At 60.3% G+C, this 22875-nt stretch carries 23 protein-coding genes and 1 pseudogene; 16 read left to right on the forward strand and 8 right to left on the reverse strand.

Going from position 1 to position 22875, the window contains the following annotated elements:
- Positions 1-9 precede the first annotated feature (9 nt).
- Positions 10-1386 carry a DUF1329 domain-containing protein gene (locus ELQ88_RS29415; protein ID WP_178084718.1) on the reverse strand — a complete coding sequence of 459 codons (1377 nt, stop codon included), beginning with the start codon at positions 1384-1386 and terminating at the stop codon, positions 10-12.
- A gap of 13 nt (positions 1387-1399) precedes the next feature.
- Positions 1400-3193 (reverse strand): DUF1302 domain-containing protein, encoded by a 1794-nt coding sequence (locus ELQ88_RS29420; RefSeq protein WP_138969081.1) that lies wholly within the window; start codon positions 3191-3193, stop codon positions 1400-1402.
- A 146-nt stretch (positions 3194-3339) separates the two neighbouring features.
- Here ELQ88_RS29420 and ELQ88_RS34235 point away from each other — a divergent pair, with 146 nt between their 5' ends.
- Both ELQ88_RS34235 and ELQ88_RS29425 read left to right on the forward strand, forming a co-directional pair.
- A complete protein-coding gene (locus ELQ88_RS34235) occupies positions 3340-3543 on the forward strand; it encodes a hypothetical protein (protein WP_161599995.1) in 204 nt (67 codons plus the stop codon).
- 264 nt (positions 3544-3807) lie between these two features.
- Positions 3808-4359, forward strand: a pseudogene (locus tag ELQ88_RS29425) (N-acetylmuramoyl-L-alanine amidase); the annotation flags it as partial.
- 95 nt (positions 4360-4454) lie between these two features.
- Here the strand turns inward: ELQ88_RS29425 and ELQ88_RS29430 are convergent.
- The 3 genes from ELQ88_RS29430 to ELQ88_RS29440 form a co-directional block, all read right to left on the reverse strand.
- On the reverse strand, positions 4455-5366 hold the full coding sequence (locus tag ELQ88_RS29430; protein WP_138969082.1) for an SDR family oxidoreductase: 912 nt from the start codon (positions 5364-5366) through the stop codon (positions 4455-4457).
- Between the two features lie 262 nt (positions 5367-5628).
- Positions 5629-6531 carry an alpha/beta hydrolase gene (locus ELQ88_RS29435; RefSeq protein ID WP_138969595.1) on the reverse strand — a complete coding sequence of 301 codons (903 nt, stop codon included), beginning with the start codon at positions 6529-6531 and terminating at the stop codon, positions 5629-5631.
- 260 nt (positions 6532-6791) lie between these two features.
- Positions 6792-7247: a flavodoxin gene (locus ELQ88_RS29440; RefSeq protein ID WP_128872969.1), complete on the reverse strand. Its 456-nt coding sequence runs from the start codon at positions 7245-7247 to the stop codon at positions 6792-6794.
- A 144-nt stretch (positions 7248-7391) separates the two neighbouring features.
- Here ELQ88_RS29440 and ELQ88_RS29445 point away from each other — a divergent pair, with 144 nt between their 5' ends.
- Together ELQ88_RS29445 and ELQ88_RS29450 are read left to right on the forward strand one after the other, a co-directional pair.
- Entirely contained in the window at positions 7392-7868 is a 477-nt protein-coding gene (locus tag ELQ88_RS29445) for a PAS domain-containing protein (RefSeq protein WP_138969083.1), read from the forward strand.
- A 54-nt stretch (positions 7869-7922) separates the two neighbouring features.
- Positions 7923-8528: a hypothetical protein gene (locus tag ELQ88_RS29450; RefSeq protein ID WP_128872971.1), complete on the forward strand. Its 606-nt coding sequence runs from the start codon at positions 7923-7925 to the stop codon at positions 8526-8528.
- A gap of 1 nt (position 8529) precedes the next feature.
- Here ELQ88_RS29450 and ELQ88_RS29455 read toward each other — a convergent pair whose 3' ends face one another.
- The gene (locus ELQ88_RS29455) at positions 8530-9507 is read right to left on the reverse strand and encodes a MerR family transcriptional regulator (RefSeq protein ID WP_138969084.1); all 978 of its coding nucleotides are present in this window, start codon (positions 9505-9507) and stop codon (positions 8530-8532) included.
- 128 nt (positions 9508-9635) lie between these two features.
- Here ELQ88_RS29455 and folM point away from each other — a divergent pair, with 128 nt between their 5' ends.
- From folM to ELQ88_RS29505, 10 genes are all read left to right on the forward strand, one after another.
- A complete protein-coding gene (gene folM / locus ELQ88_RS29460; protein ID WP_128872973.1) occupies positions 9636-10346 on the forward strand; it encodes a dihydromonapterin reductase in 711 nt (236 codons plus the stop codon).
- Positions 10347-10367: 21 nt separating this feature from the next.
- Positions 10368-10928 carry a GTP cyclohydrolase I FolE gene (gene folE, locus ELQ88_RS29465; RefSeq protein ID WP_128872974.1) on the forward strand — a complete coding sequence of 187 codons (561 nt, stop codon included), beginning with the start codon at positions 10368-10370 and terminating at the stop codon, positions 10926-10928.
- Positions 10929-10930: 2 nt separating this feature from the next.
- On the forward strand, positions 10931-11302 hold the full coding sequence (gene folX, locus ELQ88_RS29470) for a dihydroneopterin triphosphate 2'-epimerase (protein WP_008026970.1): 372 nt from the start codon (positions 10931-10933) through the stop codon (positions 11300-11302).
- Positions 11303-11399: 97 nt separating this feature from the next.
- On the forward strand, positions 11400-11696 hold the full coding sequence (locus ELQ88_RS29475) for a DUF1244 domain-containing protein (RefSeq protein ID WP_017336573.1): 297 nt from the start codon (positions 11400-11402) through the stop codon (positions 11694-11696).
- Positions 11689-12027, forward strand: a complete 339-nt coding sequence (locus ELQ88_RS29480; protein ID WP_128872975.1) for a HopJ type III effector protein — start codon at positions 11689-11691, stop codon at positions 12025-12027. Before ELQ88_RS29475 ends, ELQ88_RS29480 begins: the two co-directional genes overlap by 8 nt.
- 236 nt (positions 12028-12263) lie before the next feature.
- Positions 12264-13514: an aspartate aminotransferase family protein gene (locus ELQ88_RS29485; RefSeq protein WP_138969085.1), complete on the forward strand. Its 1251-nt coding sequence runs from the start codon at positions 12264-12266 to the stop codon at positions 13512-13514.
- A gap of 252 nt (positions 13515-13766) precedes the next feature.
- Entirely contained in the window at positions 13767-14741 is a 975-nt protein-coding gene (locus ELQ88_RS29490) for an amino acid ABC transporter permease (protein WP_064679683.1), read from the forward strand.
- 7 nt (positions 14742-14748) lie between these two features.
- Positions 14749-15540, forward strand: a complete 792-nt coding sequence (locus tag ELQ88_RS29495; protein ID WP_275938799.1) for an amino acid ABC transporter ATP-binding protein — start codon at positions 14749-14751, stop codon at positions 15538-15540.
- A 46-nt stretch (positions 15541-15586) separates the two neighbouring features.
- The gene (locus ELQ88_RS29500) at positions 15587-16414 is read left to right on the forward strand and encodes a transporter substrate-binding domain-containing protein (RefSeq protein ID WP_128872977.1); all 828 of its coding nucleotides are present in this window, start codon (positions 15587-15589) and stop codon (positions 16412-16414) included.
- A 138-nt stretch (positions 16415-16552) separates the two neighbouring features.
- Positions 16553-17836: an FAD-binding oxidoreductase gene (locus ELQ88_RS29505; RefSeq protein ID WP_138969086.1), complete on the forward strand. Its 1284-nt coding sequence runs from the start codon at positions 16553-16555 to the stop codon at positions 17834-17836.
- Between the two features lie 207 nt (positions 17837-18043).
- Here ELQ88_RS29505 and trxB read toward each other — a convergent pair whose 3' ends face one another.
- The gene (trxB, locus tag ELQ88_RS29510; protein WP_138969087.1) at positions 18044-19006 is read right to left on the reverse strand and encodes a thioredoxin-disulfide reductase; all 963 of its coding nucleotides are present in this window, start codon (positions 19004-19006) and stop codon (positions 18044-18046) included.
- 314 nt (positions 19007-19320) lie between these two features.
- Between trxB and cysZ the strand changes: the two genes are divergently transcribed.
- Both cysZ and ELQ88_RS29525 read left to right on the forward strand, forming a co-directional pair.
- A complete protein-coding gene (gene cysZ, locus ELQ88_RS29520; RefSeq protein WP_138969088.1) occupies positions 19321-20073 on the forward strand; it encodes a sulfate transporter CysZ in 753 nt (250 codons plus the stop codon).
- A 40-nt stretch (positions 20074-20113) separates the two neighbouring features.
- Positions 20114-21313, forward strand: a complete 1200-nt coding sequence (locus tag ELQ88_RS29525) for a glycosyltransferase family 1 protein (protein ID WP_138969089.1) — start codon at positions 20114-20116, stop codon at positions 21311-21313.
- A gap of 131 nt (positions 21314-21444) precedes the next feature.
- On the opposite strand, the gene ELQ88_RS29530 is transcribed toward ELQ88_RS29525, so the two are convergent.
- Positions 21445-22548, reverse strand: a complete 1104-nt coding sequence (locus ELQ88_RS29530) for an NADH:flavin oxidoreductase (protein WP_138969090.1) — start codon at positions 22546-22548, stop codon at positions 21445-21447.
- Between the last annotated feature and the right edge of the window lie 327 nt (positions 22549-22875).

Below are 22875 nucleotides of genomic sequence, written 5' to 3' on the forward strand. Positions count from 1 at the left end.
GTAGGAAAGCTACCTCACCCCTGTACTCCGCAAGGCTGCCGGCGTGTAGTCCCCTGCTTTGGCGACGACCCCGAACTCGAAGCTGCGCTTCTCCTCGTTCTTCATCCCCAGGGCAATGTAGCGACCGGCAATCAGGTCATACAGCGCTTCGACGGTATACGCCGGGACCTGGTGATCGTAGTAGAACTGCGCATGCCCTTCGGCGACGCGCCACAGCTGACCGCGACCGTCGTAGTGGTCGGCCAGTGCGACTTGCCAGCTGTCTTCATCGATGTACATGTGGCGCTTGGCATACACGTGCCGCTCGTTCGGCTTGACCGTCGCGACCACCTCCCAGACCCGGTGCAGCTCATACCGGGTCAGGTCCTGATTGATGTGCCCGGCCTGGATCACGTCGGTGTACTTGAGGTTGGGCGAATCGAGCTTGTAGCTGTTGTACGGGATGTACATTTCTTTCTTGCCGACCAGCTTCCAGTCGTAGCGATCCGGTGCCCCGGAAAACATGTCGAAGTTGTCGGTGGTCCGCAGCCCGTCGGACGAAGTGCCCACGCCGTCATAGGCGACTTGCGGCGCACGGCGCACACGGCGCTGGCCGGCGTTGTAGATCCAGGCCTTGCGCGGTTCCTGGACCTGATCGAGGGTCTCGTGCACCAGCAACACGTTGCCCGCCAGCCGCGCTGGCGCGGTGACTTCCTGCTTGAAATAACTGAGTACGTTCTCATCGCTGCCCGGTTTCAGATCCCCCAGCAGCGACGGCACGGCGACCTCGTCCTTGAAGCGGATGACGGTGAAATCCCCATTGGTCTGCGGTGTAGCCTGGGTGATGGTGCGGCGCAGGTTACCGCCGTGATAACGGGTGACGTGGTTCCAGATCACCTCGACGCCGTTCTTCGGAATCGGAAACGCGTAGTAGCGATTGCCGGTGAAATTGGCCAAGCCGTTGCCGTCATTGATCGGTGTCACGTTCAAGGCGCTGCGCTTGGCCGACTCATTGATCTCCGCTGGCACGGCCACGGTACGGTGGGTGGGGTAAACCGGGATCTTGTAAGTCTCCGGGTAGCGCTTGAACATTGCTATCTGGCCATCGGAGAGCTTGTCCTTGTACTTGTCCACCGTCGCCGCGGTGATGATGAACAACGGCTTTTCAGTGGCGAACGGGTCGGCCAGGAAACCCTTGCTGTCCACGGCTCCGGCGTTTTTCGGCAGGCCACCGGTCCAGGCCGGGATCGAGCCATCGGCGTTGCCGGCCTTCTCGCCGCCCAGCGGGGTCAGGCTGGTGCCGAGTTTGTTCGCCTCTTCCGGCGACACCGCGGCCATCACGTTGACAGCCAGCAAGCTCAGGGCCAGGGCGCCGCATTGCAGAATCATCTTGCGCATTGATTTCATCCTCTCAGCCAGATCAGAAGTTCACGCCAAAGCTCAGCGCCAGGAAGTCGCGGTCTTCCAGGGTGTTGTAGTCACCGCCGAAGAAATCGGTGTAACTCAAGCTCGCGGTATAGGTGTTGCGGTAGTCGGCATCGACACCGAGGCTGATCGCCTTGGCGCCTTCGTTGAACAGCCCGTTGGGGCCGTAACCGGCGACGTCATGGGACCAGGACAGGTTGGGTTTGAAATTGATCCCGGCGATGACGTTGTTGTAGTCGAGGATGGCGCGGGCGCGGTAGCCCCAGGAGGTCGACGTGACGAAGCCGTCGGTATCGCCGCCAAAACCGTATTGGCCGTACACCGAGTCGCGGCCGTAGCGCAACCTGGAGCGGCCCTCCAGCCCACCGACGTGGACAACGGCCGCTTCACCCACCAGGGTCAGCCGGTCCGCGCCCATCACCTGGTCGATGAAGTGGGTCAGGGTGCTCTGGATCTGCGTCACTTCCTTGCGGCGATAGCCTTTGTTGTCCGCGCCTGGCGTCGTCGCGATCGGCGATGCCGCGCCGCCGGCGATCGGGTTGAGCATCGCCAGCGTCAGGTCGGTGCTGTTGAGCTGCACCGGTGCGTTGGGGCGATAGCTGATCTCACCGGTCCATGCGGTGCCGGTAGGCAAGGTGGTCGAGAAGCTCGCACCGTAGAGTCGAATGTCTTCCGGGTACTCGAGGTAGTACTGGCCGCGACCGAGCATCACGCTCTGGGCCAGCGCCGATCCGGTGCCGGGCGCAATCGCGTTGGCGGTACCGACGATGGCCGGGATTTGCGACAACGTGCCCAGGCCGGCCGTCGTGGTGCCGACGTTCGGGGTGCGGCTGTGGTAGTTCATGAAGTACAGGCCGTATTCGGTGTCGTCGCCCAACCAGCGCAGCGCCGTGCCCCATTGCCCGGAGTCGCGGGCGTCGCGGTCACCGCCACGGGGCACAATCACCCCTTCCCTGCCGACCTGGAAGCCCTGGCCAAATGCGGCGGCAATCGGTTGCAACGGCGCGATGGCCGGGCTGGCGACTGTGTAGCCCGTGGTGCAACCGTCTGCTGCCACGTCACCGCCAAAGAAGGTGCCGCAGTTGTCGAGAACGGTCTGGTCCCACTCCAGTTGATAGAAGCCTTCTACCGTGAGTTTGTCGGTCAGGCCCTGGGAGGCGAACAGCATGTTCACCGGGATCAGGCCTTCCTTGATCTCGGCGCCAGGGCGGCGGAACGCCGACACATCGACCGGGTTGATGCTGTTGATCGAGTTGCCGATGAAGGTGCTTTCACCCCAGCTGACCACCTGCTTGCCTGCGCGTACAGTGCCCGGCAGCTCGGCGATGGAATAGTTGTGATAGACGAAGGCGTCGAGGACCTGCGCACCGGCAGACTTGGCACCTTCCTTGCGATTGTGATCGCTGATCGGCTTGAACTCGCGGTCTTCGTCCTTCAGTTCGAAGTCGTACCAATACTTGCCACGGACAAATACCCCGGTGTCGCCATACTTCAGCTCAAGATCGTGGATCCCCTTGAAGATCTTGGAGAAGGTTTCGCCCTTCTTGAAGTTCAGCCGCCCGTCGTCACCGGTCGACGCCTGACCAGTCCCGCCATTGACGGTGCCCACCAGCGCCTTGTCGGCATCGCGCATGCCCCAGCTCGCGCCGACGGACAGCGAGGAGTCGAAGGTCCCCTCGATTTCGCCGATGTTGAATGAAACGGCCTGCGCCTGGGCGCAACAACCCAAGGCCACCGCGGTGGCCAGGGCCTGCGGTGTGAAGATGGCGCGCATTGTTGTTTTTGTCATGCGTCTTCCCCGGTGAGTGACAGAAGGCCACACCCTACTGCTGCATGACGGGGGCGATAAGCGCACCAAGGAGGTATTCGTGGTGTCGCTCTTAAGGATGAATGGCGGCAGCGGGTGGGGTTCTGCCCGGGATATGGATGGGCTGGATGGAGGGTTATCAACGCAAGGCATGGCGCAGCGGCGAGCAAAAATCTACTGTTACCCAAACCGCAACAGTGCATGACCGAAATCACTATTTTTCCTTTGCGGCCAAAGGCTTATTCTTGTCGGGCTTTAACGGCAAACAGCCTGAAAGCATCAAACCAATGGCCTGTGATCAATCCATTCCATTGGCGACGGATTTCAGATGAATTGAAAATATTCGACTCGTCACCCTGTGTTCACTGACGTTGATTTGTTGCTCCTTGATCCAACGTCTTACTTTGGCCGCTGCGTTTGCAGCGGCCTTTTTTATGGGCGGCATTCACTGGTTTGGAGGCCACTGCATTTTCCAGCTTGGACACGATCCCTTGTAGGAGCCGGCTTGCTGGCGATGATCGTTAACGAAAACGCGTGCGGTCTGGGTAAACGCGGCGCACTTGAGTCCATCGCCAGCAAGCCGGCTCCTACAGGTCGAAACCAAGCTCGCCTGGCATGCGGGCGTCAGTCACTGGGGCGAGCGGAGCAATCTGAATGACGCTTCTATCGGTGTAGAAATTGTCAACCTCGCGTCCTTTAACCTGGGGAAGTTCACCTTACCTCCTTATCATCCAGCACAAATTGCAGCAGTTGAAGAGCTGGCGCTGGACATCCTTGAACGCTATCCGGGCATCAACCCCACCCGTGTTCTGGGCCACTGCGATATTGCGATCGGGCGCAAAAGTGACCCGGGGGCGCAATTTCCCTGGCATGCGCTTTACTTGAAAGGCATCGGTGCCTGGTTCGACGAGACCACTCGAAATGCCATTTAGCAGCAATATGTCGAGTCCGGCATTCCAGCCCGGTCCGAATTGCTGAAGTTGTTCAAGACTTACGGGTATGGCGTATCCGGCGCGACGACCGAACAAGGCTTCACCCAGCTTGTCCGGGCATTTCAGTTGCACTTTCGCCCGGAAAAATATGATGGGGTCATGGATGCGCAAACGGCAGCGAATCTGACGGCGTTGGTTCGTAAGTATTTTTCTTGATGAACGAAAGCCTACCAATTCGTCATGGAAAAACGCTACGTCGAGTAAAAAATGACACCCCAAGCCGCATCCAGCGGCTTGGGTCATGACATCCCTTAAAGCGAATACTTCTGCAAATTCCCCATCATCTCCTTCAACGCCTCAATATTATCCTTCGGATGCGCCGCCCCCTCGAAGTCACAGATCTGCTGCCAATGCGCCGCCACATCTTCCGGCGAGAACCCCACCCGCGGATCAAACCCGGCGCCCAGGCTGCGCTCCCAGCGGACCTTGCCCATCCAGCCGCCACCGACCTCGAACAGTCCGGAGGTTTCCTGGCAGTTCTCGCTGGCCAGGTACACCACCAGCGGGCTGACCAGTTCCGGTTTGAGTTGTTCGAACACTTGCGGCGGGATCAGGCCTTCGGTCATGCGGGTGCCGCCGGTGGGGGCGATGGCGTTGACCAGGATGTTGTTCTTGCGGCCTTCGATGGCCAGGGTACGGGTCAGGCCGTAGAGGCCGAGTTTGGCCATGCCGTAGTTGGACTGGCCGAAATTGCCGTAGATGCCCGAGGTCGAGGCGGTGAAGATCACCCGGCCGTAGTTCTGCTCGCGCAGGTGCGGCCAGGCGGCGCGGGTGACTTTGTAGGCGCCTTCGACGTGGACCCGGTACACCAGGTCCCAGTCGCCGTCGTCCATTTTATGGAAGGTCTTGTCCCGCAGGATCCCGGCGTTGTTGACCACGACGTCGACCCGACCGAATACATCGAGGGCGTGCTGGACGATTTTGTCGCCATCGGTGACGGAGTCATGGTTGGCCTCGGCAGTGCCGCCCGCCTCGCGAATTTCGGCCACCACACGGTCCGCCGCCGAAGCGTTTGCGCCTTCGCCCTGGGCCGAGCCGCCGAGGTCGTTGACCAGTACTTTGGCGCCCTGTTTGGCGAACAACAGCGCATGCGCCCGCCCCAGGCCGCCACCTGCACCCGTAATAATCACGACTTTATCTTCGAAGCGCACAGACTCGTTCATCGGGGGGACTCCAGCAGGCCAGGGACAGTGAGTCCGAGTGTCAGGCACGGCGATGCTGGTCACAATGAACACGGGGGAGGCTGAATAGTGTGCGATAAGGCTGGGGGATGATGAGTTGGAATTTGCGGTGGATGTTAAAAGATCGCAGCCTCGTTTCACTCGTCAGCTCCTACAGAGTGCGTGTACGCCGCAATGTCGCGGATGTACCCGGTTGGCGTAGGAGCTGACGAGTGAAACGAGGCTGCGATCTTTTCGGTGCGACTCAGGAACACGCCACCTTGCGCGGCGGCGAAACCTGCTGATCGCGGAACTCCAGATAGTGCTTGAGCACCAGCCCCGGCGCTTCGGTCTGCGGGTAGTGGCCGATGCCGGGCAACAGGACCGTATCCGGGTTGGGGATCAGCTCCCGATAGCGCTCGACCATGTGCGCACCGGAGACCGGATCGACCTCGCCGTCGATCACCCGCAACGGCACTTCACCGCGCTGCATCGCACCGACCCAGCGCTCGCGCTGCACTCGCCGCTCGGGGATATAGGCGATCAACTTGTGCATGACCCGTGTCCCGTTATTGCTCTCGATCAGGCTCCAGAAATCATCCATCTCGCTCTCGGTGGGGCGGCTCTGGGGACCGAAGATCTGCCGGAAACTCTTCACCAGCCCGTCACGGGAAAAGGCTCGCCCGATCATCCAGCCCAAGGGGCTGAGCAACAGTTTTTGCATCAGCACCGGGCGATGAGCTTCGGGGAACAGGCCACCGTTGAGGAATACGCAACTGGCAATATCGATGTGCGTTTCGTAATGCCTGGCCAACAGTTCCTGGGCGACGCTGTCACCATAATCGTGGGCGAGCACATGGACCGGCTGCTCGACATTCAAATGAGCCAGTAACGCCTGCTGCAGATCAGCTTGCTCGAGCAGGCTGTATTCATGGTCCTGCGGTTTGGCGGAGTCGCCAAAGCCGAGCATGTCACAGGCAATCACCCGATACCGCTGGATCAGGGGCTGCCACAGGTAATGCCAGTCCCAGCTGGCGGTCGGGAAGCCATGGATGAGCAACAGCGGCTCACCCTGCCCCGCCGTCCAGTAACGGATGGCCTGGCCACGAAATACGAACGTCTGGCCGCGCTTGCGCCAGACACACAGGGGGATCTCGGCGAGTGGCATCAGCATTTATAACCCGGGTCGAGTTTATCGAGTTTGCGCAGCAGCGCCGGCCCTTTGACACTGGAGGGTGAATGAACGGTGGTTACGCTCACGGCAAGGAACCTCGGCTTTTTATTATGGAGTGTTGCCAATGACTACCGAGTCTAGTCAGCCTCCAGAGATCGTGTAGTTGCATTGGCAGCCAGCTTGATGGCCTAGCGAGTCAGTGCGCCGCCAGGCTGGATCCCATCAAAGTCTCGCCTTGCCGCGCGAGCGGTCGATCAGCCCCGCAGGGTACTGACCAACTCCGCCAGCCAGGGCTCGGCGTCGGTTTCCGGGGTCACGCTTTCGCTGGCGTCCAGGCGCAGCATGGGCAGCACTTCGCGAATGCCCAGTTCGCCGAACAGTTCACGCATCAGCTCCCCGCCGCCACAGAAGGTGTCGCCGTAGCTCGCATCGCCCAGCCCGATCACGGCGCCCGGCAAGCCACGCCAGGCCGCTGGCAACTGGTCGCGTATGGCGAAATACATCGGTTGCAAGTTGTCCGGCAGCTCGCCCATGCCAGTGGTCGAGGTCACCGCCAGGAAGGCCTCGGGGCCAAAGGCCTGAACATCGGCGAGGCTCGCGCGCGGGTTATGGAAGGTGGCGAAGCCTGCGTTCTGCAAAATGCTCGCAGCGTGGCGGGCGACTTCTTCAGCCGTGCCGTACACCGAGCCGGAAAGGATGGCGACTTTCATCAATCTGATCCTGAATCTGAGTAAAAAAGAGGGGGGATATTAACAGCCACAGCAAAAAATCTGCGATTAGCTCTCATTTCGCATTGAGGGCCACTAGAGTTCTTTTTTAGAATGCTGCTCAATCAATCTGGAAAGGACCCTCCGATGATCAACGCACAACTGCTGCAAATGGTGATCAACGCTTCCAACGACGGCATCGTGATTGCCGAAAAGGAAGGCGAGCAGGACAACATTCTGATTTACGTCAACCCGGCATTCGAGCGGCTGACCGGTTATACCAGCGAAGAAATCCTCTATCAGGATTGCCGCTTCCTTCAGTCCGGGGACCGCGATCAGCAAGCCCTGCCATTGATTAGAGAGGCATTGCGCAGCGGCGGTTCCTGCCGGGAAATTCTGCGCAATTACCGCAAGGATGGCACGCCATTCTGGAACGAACTGTCGCTGTCGACGGTGAAAAATCCGCACGACGGGCAGACTTATTTTGTCGGCGTGCAGAAAGACGTCACCGTCCAGGTCAAGGCGCAGCAGCGGGTGGTGCAGCTGGAGGCGCAATTGGCTGAAGTCCAGGCCGAACTTGCCGCACTCAAAGCGACGAACGGCGAAAACAAAACCGCGAATTAATGGTCACTTACTACAATCACCGATGACTTTGTAACTATTTTCTTCGAGCCAATCATGCAGCGCGACGCACTCCTGACCCAGGATGAACTGGATTTTATCCAGACCATGCAGCATAACCCGCAACTCAATGTGCGGGATGCGACGTCGAGCCTGCTGGTCAACGGTGGTTCGCAGATCCGTGACTTGCTCACGCGCCTTGCCGCTCATGAGCAAGTCACCCTCCAGGCCACGTTCGAAAACCAGCAGATGACCTTCCCGCTGCAGCTGGTGGAAGACGAGTTTCATGCGCTGCATTTACGCCTCGGCGTACCCAGCATCTATGAAGACGGGCCGATGGTCCGGCCCTGGCGCCTGGTACTTGAGGAGCCGGTGGCGCTGGAAAATGCCAGTGGCCAGCCCGGCAGAATGTGGGTACACGAAGTGTCGTTCAAAGGGGTGTTGCTGGAAGTTCGCAACAAGACCAAACCCCCCAGGCATTTCGCCTTGTGGTTCAGCCCGTCAGGCTATGAGCGGATTGCGTTGCGCGGCACCCTCGAGAAAGAAACCGATAACGGCTTCCATGCCTATCAGCTGAACCAGGGCGACAAGGACGAAACCGAGCGTCTGCGCCAATTCATCCTGCAACAGCATCGGCTAACCCATCCCGCCCTGCATCTCTGACTCACGTATCGAGATTGCCGGCCAGGAACTGCTTCAACCGTTGGCGCATCACCATTGCCTCGCTCCCCAGACATCCGACCGACGATCCGGCCAGGCTCTCCTGCGCCAGATCCGACGCATCCCCTGCCAGCATCAACTGGCAATCCAGCCCCAAGGCCAGGCGATTCAAGCGTCGTGGCAACTCGGGTGCTGGCATATGATTGGAAAACAGCACCAGCGCCTGGGGCTTGACCCTTTCGCAGACCAGGGTCAATTCGTCGAAAGGCTGACCCAGCGCCAGCACTTGAATGGCCGAATCGACACTGCTCAGAAACAGCGCCGTGACCAGCACTTCGAGTTCACGGCACTGATCGTTCAGCGCGCAGACAATCACCCGTCGCGGCTGCATGACCCGCACCAGCAGCAGACGCTGCAACACCCGAGAACGCAGGAAGCCATCCAGAAACAGCCATTCGCTGGCCTGGCCATAGGCTTCCTGGCGCTGCAGCAACAGTTTCCACAGCGGCAGCAGGATGTTCTGAAACACCACCGTCAGCGGGTAACTGGCAAAGATCTGCCCATAGACCTGCTCCAGGCGAGGCTCGTCAAAGGCAACGACCGCCGCCTGGACTTGCTCCTGCCATTGCGCGTAATCCGCTTGCACCAGCTCATTCGGGATAATGGGCGACAGCGCCTGGAGCGGTGCAGCCCGAGCCAGAATCTTGCCGACCTTGCTGACCGCAACGCCGCGTTCGATCCAGCTGAGAATGCTGCGAATGCGCTCGATATCGTCCATCGAATACAGACGATGTCCACTGTCGGTGCGCATGGGCTGAATCAGCCCATAACGTCGTTCCCAGGCGCGTAGCGTGACCGGGTTGACGCCGGTCAGGCGCGCCACTTCACGAATCGGAAACAGCTCTTCCTGTCCGAGCGAAGCAGTGCCTTGCACAGTTGGGACATCGTCGGTCAACACAGGCATGTACATGTCTACGTCCATGTGAATTGGATCCTATTGTACCGCGCTTGCCCTATCGTTATTCAAGGCCTGCAGAAGACACGCGCGTAATAGGTGTAGGTCTCCCGTTCGCTGGTATAGTTTTGCTCTCACTGCGACGCGAGCCGTTCATGACCTCTTCATTCGCCCCGATCCTCATCACCGGCGCCGGCCAGCGTGTCGGCCTGCACTGTGCGCAGCGATTGCTCGAAGACGGCCACCCGGTGATCTTCAGCTACCGCAGCGAGCGCCCCGGTGTGCAAACCCTGCGCGACCTGGGGGCGACCGCGGTGTTTGCAGACTTCTCCACCGAGGCCGGGATCTTTGCCTTCATCCGCGAACTGAACACCCACACCGACAGCCTGCGGGCGATCGTCCATAACGCCTCCGAATGGCTGGCCGAAACCCCGGACACCGACGCCGCCGCCTTTACCCGCATGTTCAACGTGCATATGCTGGCGCCCTACCTGATCAACCTGCATTGTGCCGATTTGCTCGAACGCTCGTGCCCCGCCGACATCGTGCACATCAGCGATGACGTGACCCGCAAGGGCAGCAGCAAGCACATCGGCTATTGCGCCAGCAAAGCCGGGCTCGATAGCCTGACCCTGTCTTTCGCCGCCAAATACGCGCCGACCATCAAGGTCAACGGTATCGCGCCAGCCCTGCTACTGTTCAACCCCGACGACGACGCGGCGTACCGCGCCAAGGCATTGGCCAAGTCGGCCCTGGGCATCGAACCCGGCAGCGAAGTGATCTACCAGAGCTTGCGCTACCTGCTCGACAACCCTTATGTCACCGGCACCACCCTGACCGTCAACGGCGGACGGCACATCAAATAAGCGCCCCCGCGAGGATGTTCCATGACGTTATCCCTGCCCCAGAACTATCGCGAGATCCTCATCGGTCTCGGCGAAAACCCCGACCGCGAAGGCCTGCGCGACACCCCGGTGCGCGCCGCCAAGGCCATGCAGTACCTCTGCCATGGCTACGAGCAGAGTGTCGAAGCAATCGTCAACGGTGCGCTGTTCGCTTCCGACAACGATGAAATGATCATCGTCGACAACATCGAGCTGTACTCGCTTTGCGAACATCACATGCTGCCCTTCATCGGCAAGGCTCATGTGGCTTATATTCCAACGGGCAAGGTGCTGGGCCTGTCGAAGATTGCGCGGCTGGTGGACATGTTCGCCCGTCGCCTGCAGATCCAGGAAAACCTCACCCGGCAAATCGCCGATGCCGTGCAGCAAGTGACCGGTGCGGCGGGCGTCGCGGTGGTCATCGAAGCCCGGCACATGTGCATGATGATGCGCGGCGTCGAGAAACAGAATTCGACCATGAACACCTCGGTGATGCTCGGCGCCTTTCGCGAATCGAGCAACACCCGCCAGGAGTTTCTGCAATTGATCGGACGGAGCAAGTAGCAATGCCACAACTTCAACCAGGAATGGCGCGCATCCGGGTCAAGGACCTGTGCCTGCGCACCTTCATCGGGATCAACGAGGATGAAATCCTCAACAAGCAGGATGTGTTGATCAACCTGACCATCCTCTATGCCGCCCAGGAAGCGGTGCGTGACAACGACATCGATCACGCGCTGAACTACCGGACCATCACCAAGGCGATCATCGCCCACGTGGAGGGCAATCGCTTCGCCCTGCTCGAACGCCTGACCCAGGAAATTCTCGACCTGGTCATGGCCAACGAGTCGGTGCTGTATGCCGAGGTCGAAGTCGACAAGCCCCACGCCCTGCGTTTCGCCGAGTCGGTGTCGATTACGCTGGCGGCGAGCCGCTAAGCTTCAAGCCTCAAGTCGCAAGCTGTAAACTGACAGCCACCGCAATCCATCTTGCAGCTTGAAGCTTGCCGCTTGAAGCTGTCTCTCCGAGACCCCCATGAACGATCAACAACGCCTGGAACTTGAAGCCGCCGCCTTCCGCCGGCTGGTCGCCCACCTGGACAGCCGCAAGGATGTGCAGAACATCGACCTGATGAACCTCTCCGGTTTCTGCCGCAACTGCTTGTCCAAGTGGTACAAGGCCGCTGCCGACGAACGCCAGATCGAGGTCAGCCTCGATGACGCCCGCGAAGTGGTCTACGGCATGCCGTACGCCGAGTGGAAAGCCCAATACCAGCAGGAAGCCAGCGCCGAACAACAAGCGGCGTTCGCCAAAGGAAAACCCAATGAGTGATTTGAACACCCTGCGCGCCAGCCTCAAGAGTGGCGCACACGTATTCGCCGACACCCTGGCCTTCATCGCCGCCGGCTACGACTATCAGCCTCAGGCGTTCAGCAATGGCGGCGTGGAAAACGCCGCCGGGCAGAACGAAGGTTCGTGCAAGACCCTGGGCCTGGCACTGCTGGAAGGTCTGAGCGATGAGGAAGCGCTGTTGGCGTTTGGCGAGCATTATCGTTCGGTGGTGGCGACGCCTGAGGGCAGCGACCACGGCAATATCCGTGCGTTGATTGCCCATGGCCTGGCTGGCGTGAAGTTCACCCAGCAGCCACTGACCCGCCGATAACCCCCTGTAGGAGCTGGCTTGCCAGCGAAGGCGTCCTCAAGGGCGATACACGACTCGAGGGCCCCTTCGCTGGCAAGCCAGCGCCTACAAGGTTCTGCGTTGTCCGGATGATTTGCATAGCGCGCAAACCACATCCCGACTTTTAAGATTGACCCGGCGACTTTATTTCGTTTGCCGGGTACCGCTGCTCACGGCTTAGATAAAAAGAAGCATCCCTTCTTCAGAGTCAGGCATTCATGAGCAGCGAAACCATCAGCCGGTCGATCAACATCGTGCACCCCATCACCCTCAGCCACGGCAAGAACGCCGAGGTCTGGGACACCGACGGCAAACGCTACATCGACTTTGTCGGCGGCATCGGCGTACTGAACCTCGGCCATTGCCATCCGCGCATCGTCGAAGCCATCCGTGAACAGGCCACGCGACTGACCCACTACGCGTTCAACGCCGCGCCTCATGTTCCCTACATCGAACTGATGGATCGTCTCGCCGCGTTTATCCCGGTGGACTATCCGGTGAGCGGCATGCTGACCAACAGCGGCGCGGAAGCGGCGGAAAACGCCCTGAAGATCGTCCGTGGCGCCACCGGCCGCACCGCCATCATTGCTTTCGATGGCGCCTTCCATGGCCGCACGCTGGCCACGCTCAACCTCAACGGCAAAGTCGCGCCCTACAAACAGAAAGTCGGCGTGTTGCCGGGTCCGGTGTACCACCTGCCCTTCCCCAGTCAAGACAACGGCGTGAGCTGCGCCGAGGCCTTGAAAGCCATGGAGCGCCTGTTCAGCGTCGAAATCGACGTCGAGGACGTGGCCTGTTTTATCGTCGAACCGGTGCAGGGCGAAGCGGGCTTCCTGGCGATGGACGTGGAGTTCGCCCAGGTGCTGCGGCGCTTCTGTGATGACAAGAACATCCTGTTGATCGCCGATGAAATCCAGTCCGGCTTCGGTCGCACCGGGCAACGCTTTGCGTTCTCGCGACTGGGCATCGAGCCGGACCTGATCCTGCTGGGCAAAAGCATCGCCGGTGGCGTGCCGCTGGGGGCGGTGGTCGGGCGCAAGGCGCTGCTCGACACGTTGCCGAAGGGCGGACTGGGCGGCACATACTCGGGCAATCCCATTGCCTGCGCCGCGGCATTGGCGACGCTCGACGAAATGACCGACGCGCATCTGCACGCCTGGGGTGCGCAACAGGAAGAAGCGATTGTCAGCCGCTACCAAGCCTGGCGCACCCGCAAGCTGTCGCCGTATCTGGGTCGCCTGACCGGCGCCGGGGCGATGCGCGGCATCGAGCTGATCAATGCCGACGGCACTCCGGCATCGGCGCAGTTGACGCAACTGTTGGCGTTGGCGCGCGACGCGGGTTTGCTGCTGATGCCCAGCGGCAAGTCGCGCCACATCATCCGGCTCCTGGCACCGCTGACCACTGAAGCGGCGGTGCTGGAGGAAGGACTGGACATTCTTGAGGCATGCCTCGCCAGGCTTTCCTGAAAAGCAAACTACGATCAGGGACTGACGTAGCGAATTATGTTCGCTTGCGGTCCCTGAAAATGCGCCGCAATACTGGCTAAAGACCTTGCTGCAGGCGCTAGCAATGCGTCGATCCGACTTGGCGCAGGCGATCTTGGGGACGCCTTCGCCGGCAAGCCGGCTCCTACAAAAAGCAGATCACCTGAGCGTTTGGATCAGTCAACCCCCCGTTCATCAAGCGAGATCACTGCCACCTACACACCTGAGGTCGTCATGTATCACGACAATATAATTTATAAGAAAAAGTCCAACGATCCTCAATTCCTGCTTGGCGTCGCCGTGGTGCTGTTTCTCGGCTCCTACCTGATGAACCTGGGTAACAGCGCCCTCAGTCACTTCCTGCATCCGCTGCTGGGCAATGCCCCGGACAGCCTGACCGCACGCAATATCGCCATCGGCCTGGGCATCGCCGCACTGGGCACGCTGAACTTCCACGTCCTCGGGCGCTTGAAGTTCAAGGTGCAGACCACCGTGGTCTGGATCGAATTGTTGATCCTGTTCCTGGCGTTCTTCGACACCTTCGACCTGTCCTACAGTTTCATCCTCGACAAGATCGGCTTCCTGATCATCCAGGGCGCTGCCACCACGCTGTACATTTCCGCCATCGCGATTGTGATTGCCTTCGTCCTGGCATTGATCGGTGCCGTGGCCAAGCTGTCGAACAACGGCCTGGCCAATGCCATCGCCTCGTTCTACACCTCGTTCTTTCGCGGCGTGCCGTTGCTGATCCAGATCTACCTGATTTACCTGGGACTGCCGCAGCTCGGTTATGTGGTCGACGCGGTGCCGGCGGGCATTCTTGCGCTGTCGCTGTGTTACGGCGCCTACATGACCGAGATTTTTCGCGCAGGCATCCAGAGCATTCCGGTTGGCCAGTGGGAAGCTTCCCGGGCGCTGGGCATCAACCCGTTCAAGACCCTGAGCCGGGTGATCATGCCGCAAGCCTTGCGGGTGATCATCCCGCCCACCGGCAACCAGTTCATCGCCATGCTCAAGGACAGTTCGCTGGTGTCGGTGATCGGCGTCTGGGAACTGATGTACCTGGCCAAGACCCAGGGCCGCGCGGACTTCCGCCACCTGGAAATGCTGATCACCGCCGCGATGATTTACTGGGCGCTGTCGTTCATCCTTGAACGGGTGCAGGCGCGGATCGAAAAACGGGTCAATCGATCCATAGCAAGGGGTTGAATGGCTGATGACTCGGACCAATACCGCTGAACTGCCCGACCTGGTACCTGCTGCGCAGACCAGCCCTTCCATGATTTCCATCACTGGCCTGAACAAGTGGTACGGCAATTTTCACGCCTTGCGCGATGTCGACCTGACCGTCGCCACCGGAGAAATCCTGGTGGTGTGCGGCCCCTCGGGCTCAGGCAAGTCGACGATGATTCGCTGCATCAACCACCTGGAGAACTTCCAGAAAGGCCAGATTCAGGTCAACGGCATCACCCTCACCAGCGAGGCGGAAAGTGTCAGCGCCGTGCGCAGGGAAATCGGCATGGTGTTCCAGAGTTTCAACCTGTTCCCGCATTTGAGCGTGATGGACAACCTGACCCTGGCCCCGCAACTGGTGCAAGGCGTGTCGTCCGCCGAGGCGAAAAAACGCGCCCAGGTGTACCTGGAGCGGGTGCGCATAGCCGAGCATGCCGACAAATACCCGTCGCAATTGTCGGGGGGTCAGCAACAGCGCGTGGCGATTGCCCGGGCGCTGTGCATGAAACCCAAGGTCATGCTGTTCGATGAGCCGACCTCGGCCCTGGACCCGGAAATGGTCCACGAAGTGCTGGACGTGATGGGCGAATTGGCCACCGATGGCATGACCATGATTTGCGTGACCCACGAGATGGGTTTTGCCAGCAAGGTCGCCGACCGCGTGCTGTTCATGGACCAGGGCCAGGTTATCGAGCAAGCCACCCCCGCCGAATTTTTCAACAACCCGCAGACCGAACGCGCACAACAGTTCCTGTCACAGATCATTGGTCACTGAGCACCGCTTTGCCGCCCCAAAACAATAACGATAAGTGGAGATGGACATGATCAGCAAACAACACCTGTTAGCCGCCGCACTCTCGCTGGCGTTCATCGGCGCCGCCAACGCCGGCGCCGTCCTGGACAAGATCCAGAGCAGCAAGACCATGACCGTCGCCACGTCGGCGACCTGGCCACCCCAGGGTTTTATCAACGACAAGAATGAAATCGACGGGTTCGATATCGACGTCTCCAAGGAGATCGCCAAGCGTCTGGGGGTCGAGGTCAAATTCATCACCCCTGACTGGGACGTGATCACCGCGGGCAAGTGGAACGGGCGCTGGGACATGTCGGTGGGCTCGATGACCGCCACCAAAAGTCGCGCGCGGATCCTCGACTTCCCCGCGACCTATTACTACGTGCCGTATGTGTTTGCTGTCCATACCAAATCGGCGTTGACCGACCACAAAGCGCTCAATGACAAGACCATCGGCGTCGAAGGCGGCACCACCTCCGAGGACTATTTCAGCCAGGCGCTGGCCATCGAAACCACTGACGTGCCGCCTGTGGTTTATGACGTGCAGACCAAGAAAATGAAAACCTATGCCGGCTCCCTCGGCCCGCTGGATGACTTGCGTCTGGGCGACGGCGTTCGTCTTGATGGCATCCTCACGCAACGCAGCACCCTGGAAGCGGCGATCAAAAAGAATTACCCGCTGCGGGCCGTCGACAACAGCATCGTGTTCTACGAACCGCTGGCGATTGCTACCGACAAGGGTGACCCGGAGTTGAAGGCCAAGCTGAGTGAAATCATCGGCGCGATGCACAAGGACGGCACGCTGACCAAGCTGTCGAACAAGTGGTATGGCGTGGATTATTCAACCGTCAACTAAACACCTGCCCCCTGTAGGAGCGAGCCCGCTCGCGAAGGACGTCAACGATGACGCAGGCAGTCTGAATGCACGCGGCGCCCCTGCGTTTTTCGCGAGCGAGCTCGCTCCTACAAAAAAACAGTTTCTCAAGGATTGACCATGTCCTTCCCCACCACCTGGTATTCCCAAACCTCGCTGCCCCGCGCAACCAGGCCTGAACTGAACGCCGATCAAATCTGCGACGTCTGCATCATCGGCGCCGGGATTGCCGGCCTGACCGCCGCCCTGGAACTGAGTCGACGCGGCAAACGCGTGATCATCCTTGAAGCCCATCAAGTCGCCTGGGGCGCGTCCGGTCGAAACGGCGGGGTCGTCTCACCGGGCTGGGCCGAAGGTTCGGGGGCGATCCGCAAGAAACTTGGACTGAAACACGCAAAGGCGCTGTTCCAGATGTCGGTCGAAGGCGTGGAAATCGTCCGGCGCAACATTGCCGAACTGGCGCTGTCCGGTTGTGATCCATCCGCCGGTACGATTCGGGTCAAGCGCTACGACGACAGCGTTGGCGTGAAAAGCCATATCGATAGCATGCGCCGGGACTTCGGCTACTCGCTCAACTACCTCGACACCGCCCAAGTCCGCGAACGGGCGCACACTTCGCGCTATTTCCAGGGGGTCGAAGACCCCAATGCCCTGCACTTCCACCCGCTGAATTATTGCCTGGGCCTGGCCTTGGCCATCGAAGCGAGTGGGGGACGGATTTTCGAACAATCGAAAATGCTCGCCTGGCGTCGCGCAGGCGCCGACAAAATCGTCCAGACCGCCCACGGCACCGTGCACTGCCAGGACCTGGTGTTCTGCGCCGGTGGCTACGGCGGCCCGGAGCTGCAAAAACTCAGCCGCGCCTACCTGCCCATCGCGACCTACGTGGTGCTGACCGAACACCTGGGCGACTCGATCAAAACCATCCTCGACTCCGGTGCCGCGTTTTCCGACGACCGCCGCGCTTCGGACTACTACCGCATCGTCGAAGGCGATCGCCTGCTGTGGGGCGGACGCATCACCACCCGCAACGAACAGAACGAACACGCGCTGGCGGCGATGCTCAAGGCGGACATGGTTTCGGTCTATCCGCAATTGGCGCCGGTGAACATCGAACTGGCCTGGTCTGGCCTGATGGGTTACTCCACCAACAAAATGCCCAACCTGGGAATGCTCGAACCAGGCGTCTGGGCCTGCACCTCGTTTGGTGGCCATGGTTTGAACACCGGCTCGATTGGCGGCCGGGTGATTGCCGAGGCGGTGTGTGGGGAAACGGCGCGGCATGAGTTGTTCAAGCCGTACCTGCTGGACTGGAACGGGGGGCCATTCGGACGGGTTGCGGCGAATGCGATTTACCAATCGTTGAAGGTGATGGATTTTGTCCAGGAGCGGTTGCGCGGCTGAACGCAATCGACGCGGCCAACACAATCCGTGTAGGAGCTGGCTTGCCAGCGAAAGCGGTGGGTCAGCTGGAAAATTTTTCGACTGAACGGACGCCTTCGCTGCGGTGCGGCGATCCGACAAGCCAGCGCCTACAGGAGATGTGGTGGACGCGCACTTGTCGTGGATACAAAAAAACCGGCCGAAGCCGGTTTTTTCATGGCGACGAAATCAGAACTTGGCGTTCTGCAGATCATCGAGGTAACGCTCGGCATCCAGTGCCGCCATGCAGCCGGCGCCGGCCGAGGTGATGGCCTGACGGTAAACGTGGTCAGCCACGTCACCGGCGGCAAAGATACCTTCCAGGCTGGTGGCCGTCGCGTTGCCGTCACGGCCGCCCTGCACCACCAGGTAACCGTCTTTCAACGTCAGCTGGCCTTCGAACAACGACGTGTTCGGGGTGTGGCCGATGGCGATGAACACACCGTCGACAGTCAGCTCGTCGAAGCTGCCATCGTTGTTCTTCAGGCGAGCACCGGTCACGCCCATGTTGTCGCCCAGCACTTCGTCCAGGGTCGAGTTCAATTTCAGGACGATCTTGCCTTCGGCCACCCGGGCATTGAGCTTGTCGATCAGGATCTTCTCGGCGCGGAAGGTTTCGCGACGGTGGATCAAGGTCACAGTGCTGGCGATGTTCGCCAGGTACAGCGCTTCTTCGACAGCGGTGTTGCCGCCACCGACCACGGCCACTGGCTTGTTGCGATAGAAGAAACCGTCGCAGGTCGCGCAGGCCGAAACGCCTTTGCCCATGAACGCTTCTTCCGACGGCAAGCCGAGGTAACGGGCGCTGGCGCCAGTGGCGATGATCAGCGCGTCGCAGGTGTAGGTCGCGCTGTCGCCGGTCAGGGTGTATGGCTTGGCAGCGAAGTCCACGGCATTGATGTGATCGAAGACGATCTCGGTTTCAAAGCGCTCGGCGTGCTCTTTCATGCGCTCCATCAGCGCCGGGCCGGTCAGGCCATGGACATCGCCCGGCCAGTTGTCGACTTCGGTGGTGGTGGTCAATTGACCGCCGGCCTGCATGCCGGTGATCAGCAAAGGCTTGAGGTTGGCACGGGCGGCATAGACGGCGGCGCTGTAACCGGCAGGGCCGGAACCGAGAATAATCACTCGCGAATGACGGACTTCAGACATGACCTGCTCCTGTTGACCGGCCTGGAATACCTGGCGCGGAACGCCGGGTTGCCGGCGGGAATAAAAAAGGATCGTTGAAAGCACTTGGGGAAGGCTTGGCTCGACAATCCTGTAAAAAGAATGGGTGCAGCGTATCGAGGGGGCGAAGATTAAGGAAATACGGTTTAACAATCCAGCTCATAGGCGGTCTCTATCCAGTCACGGTGCAGATATAGACGCCTTTGTTACTGTTAATGTCGATGTCACCGCCACGCTTTCGCCTGTCAGGCAAAGCCGGTAAGGTCGGCGCGTTTCCCCTTTGCTCGGAGCTCGATATGCCCGCCCCCGTTCTGTCCGGCCCGCAATACCTGCGCGAAGGCCTCCGGCTGGTCCTCAGCCCCAGCCTGCGCTTGTTCGTCTTGTTGCCGCTGGCGATCAACCTGGTGCTGTTCGTCGGATTGATCTATTTGGCCAGCCATCAATTCAGCCTGTGGGTCGAGACCTTGATGCCGTCCCTGCCTGAATGGCTGAGCTTTCTCAGTTATGTCCTCTGGCCGCTGTTCGTGGTGCTGGTGGTGTTGATGGTGTTTTTCACCTTCACCATGCTCGCCAATGTCATCGCCGCGCCGTTCAACGGTTTCCTGGCGGAGAAAGTCGAAGTGGTGGTGCGCGGCACCGACGACTTCCCGGCCTTCAGTTGGGGTGAACTGATTGCCATGGTTCCCCGCACCCTCGCCCGGGAAATGCGCAAGCTGGGCTACTTCCTGCCCCGCGCCATCGGCTTGTTCATCCTCTCGTTCATCCCGGTGGTCAACATCATCGCCGCGCCGCTGTGGCTGTTGTTCGGGGTGTGGATGATGGCGATCCAGTACATCGACTACCCGGCGGATAACCACAAGCTGGGCTGGAACGAAATGCTCGCCTGGCTGCGGCAGAAACGCTGGCAGAGCATGAGTTTCGGCGGAAGCGTTTACCTGGTGCTGCTGATCCCGGTGGTCAACATCCTGATGATGCCGGCCGCCGTGGCGGGGGCGACGCTGTTCTGGGTCCGTGAGCGCGGCGCGGAAAACCTGGTGGTCCAGGGCTGAGCGGGTCACAAATCCATCATCAAACCGCCACAATGACGACATGGCCTCAGCCGATACTGGGGTCATGACGACAGCTCTGCATATCACTCTGATCACCGAAACCTTTCCTCCCGAAATCAACGGCGTGGCCAACACCCTCGGCCGCTTGTGCGACGGCCTGCGTGCGCGCGGGCACCAGGTGGAACTGGTGCGGCCGCGACAGGTGGGCGACGAGCAGCTGGGCAGCGACGATGAATTGCTGTTGTGCCGGGGCTGGCCGCTGCCGGGTTATCCCGGTTTGCAATGGGGGCAGTCATCGATGCACAAGTTGCTGCGCCGCTGGAAACGCCATCGGCCGGACGTGCTGTACATCGCCACGGAAGGACCGTTGGGACTGTCCGCATTGCGCGCGGCACGGCGCCTGGGGATCTCCGTAGTCAGCGGCTTTCACACCAATTTCCAGCAATACACCAGCCAGTACGGGCTGGGCTTGCTGACGCGCCTGCTGACCCACTACCTGCGCTGGTTTCACAACCGTTCGACCCTGACCCTGGTGCCAAGCATCAGCCAGCGCCTGGAGCTGGAACGTCGGCATTTCGAGCGCCTGGCGCTGTTGTCGCGAGGTGTCGACAGCCAGTTGTTTCATCCGGCCAAACGGCTGCAGTCACTGCGCGAACAGTGGGGACTGGCGGAGAACGACATCGCCGTCATCCACGTAGGACGCTTGGCACCGGAGAAGAATACCGGTTTGCTCAGGCGCAGTTTTGATGCGCTGAAAGCGGCTTATCCAAAGCGTACGATCAAGTTGATCGTGGTGGGTGACGGGCCGCAACGCGTGATTCTGGAGAAGGAACTGCCCGAGGCGATTTTCTGTGGCTCGCAACGCGGCGAAGCCTTGGCCAGTCACTATGCGTCGGCGGATCTTTTTCTGTTTCCGAGCCTGACCGAAACCTTCGGCAATGTGGTGCTTGAGGCGCTCGCTTCGGGGCTGGGGGTGGTGGCCTACGATATGGCCGCGGCCGCTCAGCATATTCGCCATGGCTACAACGGCGTACTGGCGATGCCGGGGGATGAAGAGGCGTTTTGCGATGCCGCGGTGTGGTTGCTCGAGGAGGAGGAGACCTTGCGCTGCGTGCGGCTCAATGCGCGGCAGCATGCGAGTCGCCAGGGATGGGCGGCGATTATCGAGCAGTTCGAGGGGCAGTTGCGGGGGGCTTGCGTGGGGGAGTTGGTGGTGCCTAATGCACCGACCATGCCCTGAATTTTTGCTGACATTAAGGCCGTCTTCGCTGGCAAGCCAGCTCTTACAGGATTGTGGCGACCACATGATATGTGAACACCCGGAACCCTGAGGAGCTGGCTTGCCAGCGAAGAGGCCCTTCCAGGCGCCGCTTAAACCAATGTCATCAACGCCTCACGACTGAACGGCAGGATGTCCTCTTCACGCCCGTCCCGCACTTTCTGCGCCCAATCCGGATCCACCAGCAGCGCACGCCCCACCGCCACCAGATCGAACTCATCATTGTTCAACCGCTCCAGCAGTTTTTCCAGACTGGCCGGCTGGGCGATCTTGTCGGTGTTGACCATGAACTGCAGGAACTCGCCATCCAGGCCGACACTCCCGACCGTGATGGTCGGCTTGCCGGTGAGCTTGCGCGTCCAGCCTGCCAGGTTCAGTTCGGAACCGTCGAATTCCGGCTCCCAGAAACGGCGCGTCGAGCAGTGGAAAATGTCCACGCCAGCGTCGGACAATGGCTTGAGGAACTCGCCCAGCGCTTGCGGGGTTTGCACCAGGCGCGCGGTGTAATCCTGCTGCTTCCACTGGGAGAAACGGAAGATGATCGGGAACCCTTCACCGACCGCTGCACGCACCGCCTGAATCAGTTCGATGGCGAAACGCGAACGGCTGGCCAGGCTACCGCCGTATTCGTCAGTGCGCTGGTTGCTGCCTTCCCAGAAGAACTGGTCGACCAGATAGCCGTGGGCACCATGGATTTCCACGCCGTCCATGCCGATGCTCTGCGCGTCTTTGGCCGCCTGGGCAAACGCAGCGATCACCTCCTGGATGTCCTGTTTGCTCATGCCGTGAACCACGACCTGACCGTCCTTGAGTTTTTCCGACGGACCGTAACCCGGCACGCTGGCATCCGGCTCGGTGCCGATGCGGCGCACACTGCCGACATGCCACAGCTGAGGCACGATCTTGCCGCCTTCGGCGTGGACTGCGTCGACGACTTTCTTCCAGCCGGCCAATGCTGCTTCACCGTAGAAGTGCGGTACGTTCGGGTAGCCGTTGGACGCCTTGTGCCCGACGGTGGTGCCTTCGGTGATGATCAACCCGACGCCGGCGGCGGCGCGACGACGGTAGTACTCGATCACTTTGGAATTGGGTACGCCGCCCGGCGAAAACGAGCGGGTCATCGGGGCCATGACGACCCGGGTCGGCAGTTCGAGGGTGCCGAGGTGGAACGGTTTGAACAGGGCTTTGACGGGCATGGGGGCGCTCCACGAGGAAATATTTTATGACGAGTATAATATTGAGCGCGCGACAGATTGAACAGCACTATTGATTGCGGTGATTAAGGTTCAAAAGGTATGAATAATGTAGGAGCGAGCTGCTCGCGATGGTCGTCAACGATAACGCTGTGAGCCTGATACTGCGCGGCGTTCTCAGGTACATCGCTGGCAAGCCAGCTCCTACACGCGATGGTCGTCAACGATAACGCTGCGAGCCTGATACTGCGCGGCGCTCTCAGGCACATCGCTGGCAAGCCAGCTCCTACACGCGATGGTCGTCAACGATAACGCTGCGAGCCTGATACT

Origin of the sequence: Pseudomonas sp. MPC6 (assembly GCF_006094435.1) — a bacterium.
Taxonomy (GTDB): domain Bacteria; phylum Pseudomonadota; class Gammaproteobacteria; order Pseudomonadales; family Pseudomonadaceae; genus Aquipseudomonas.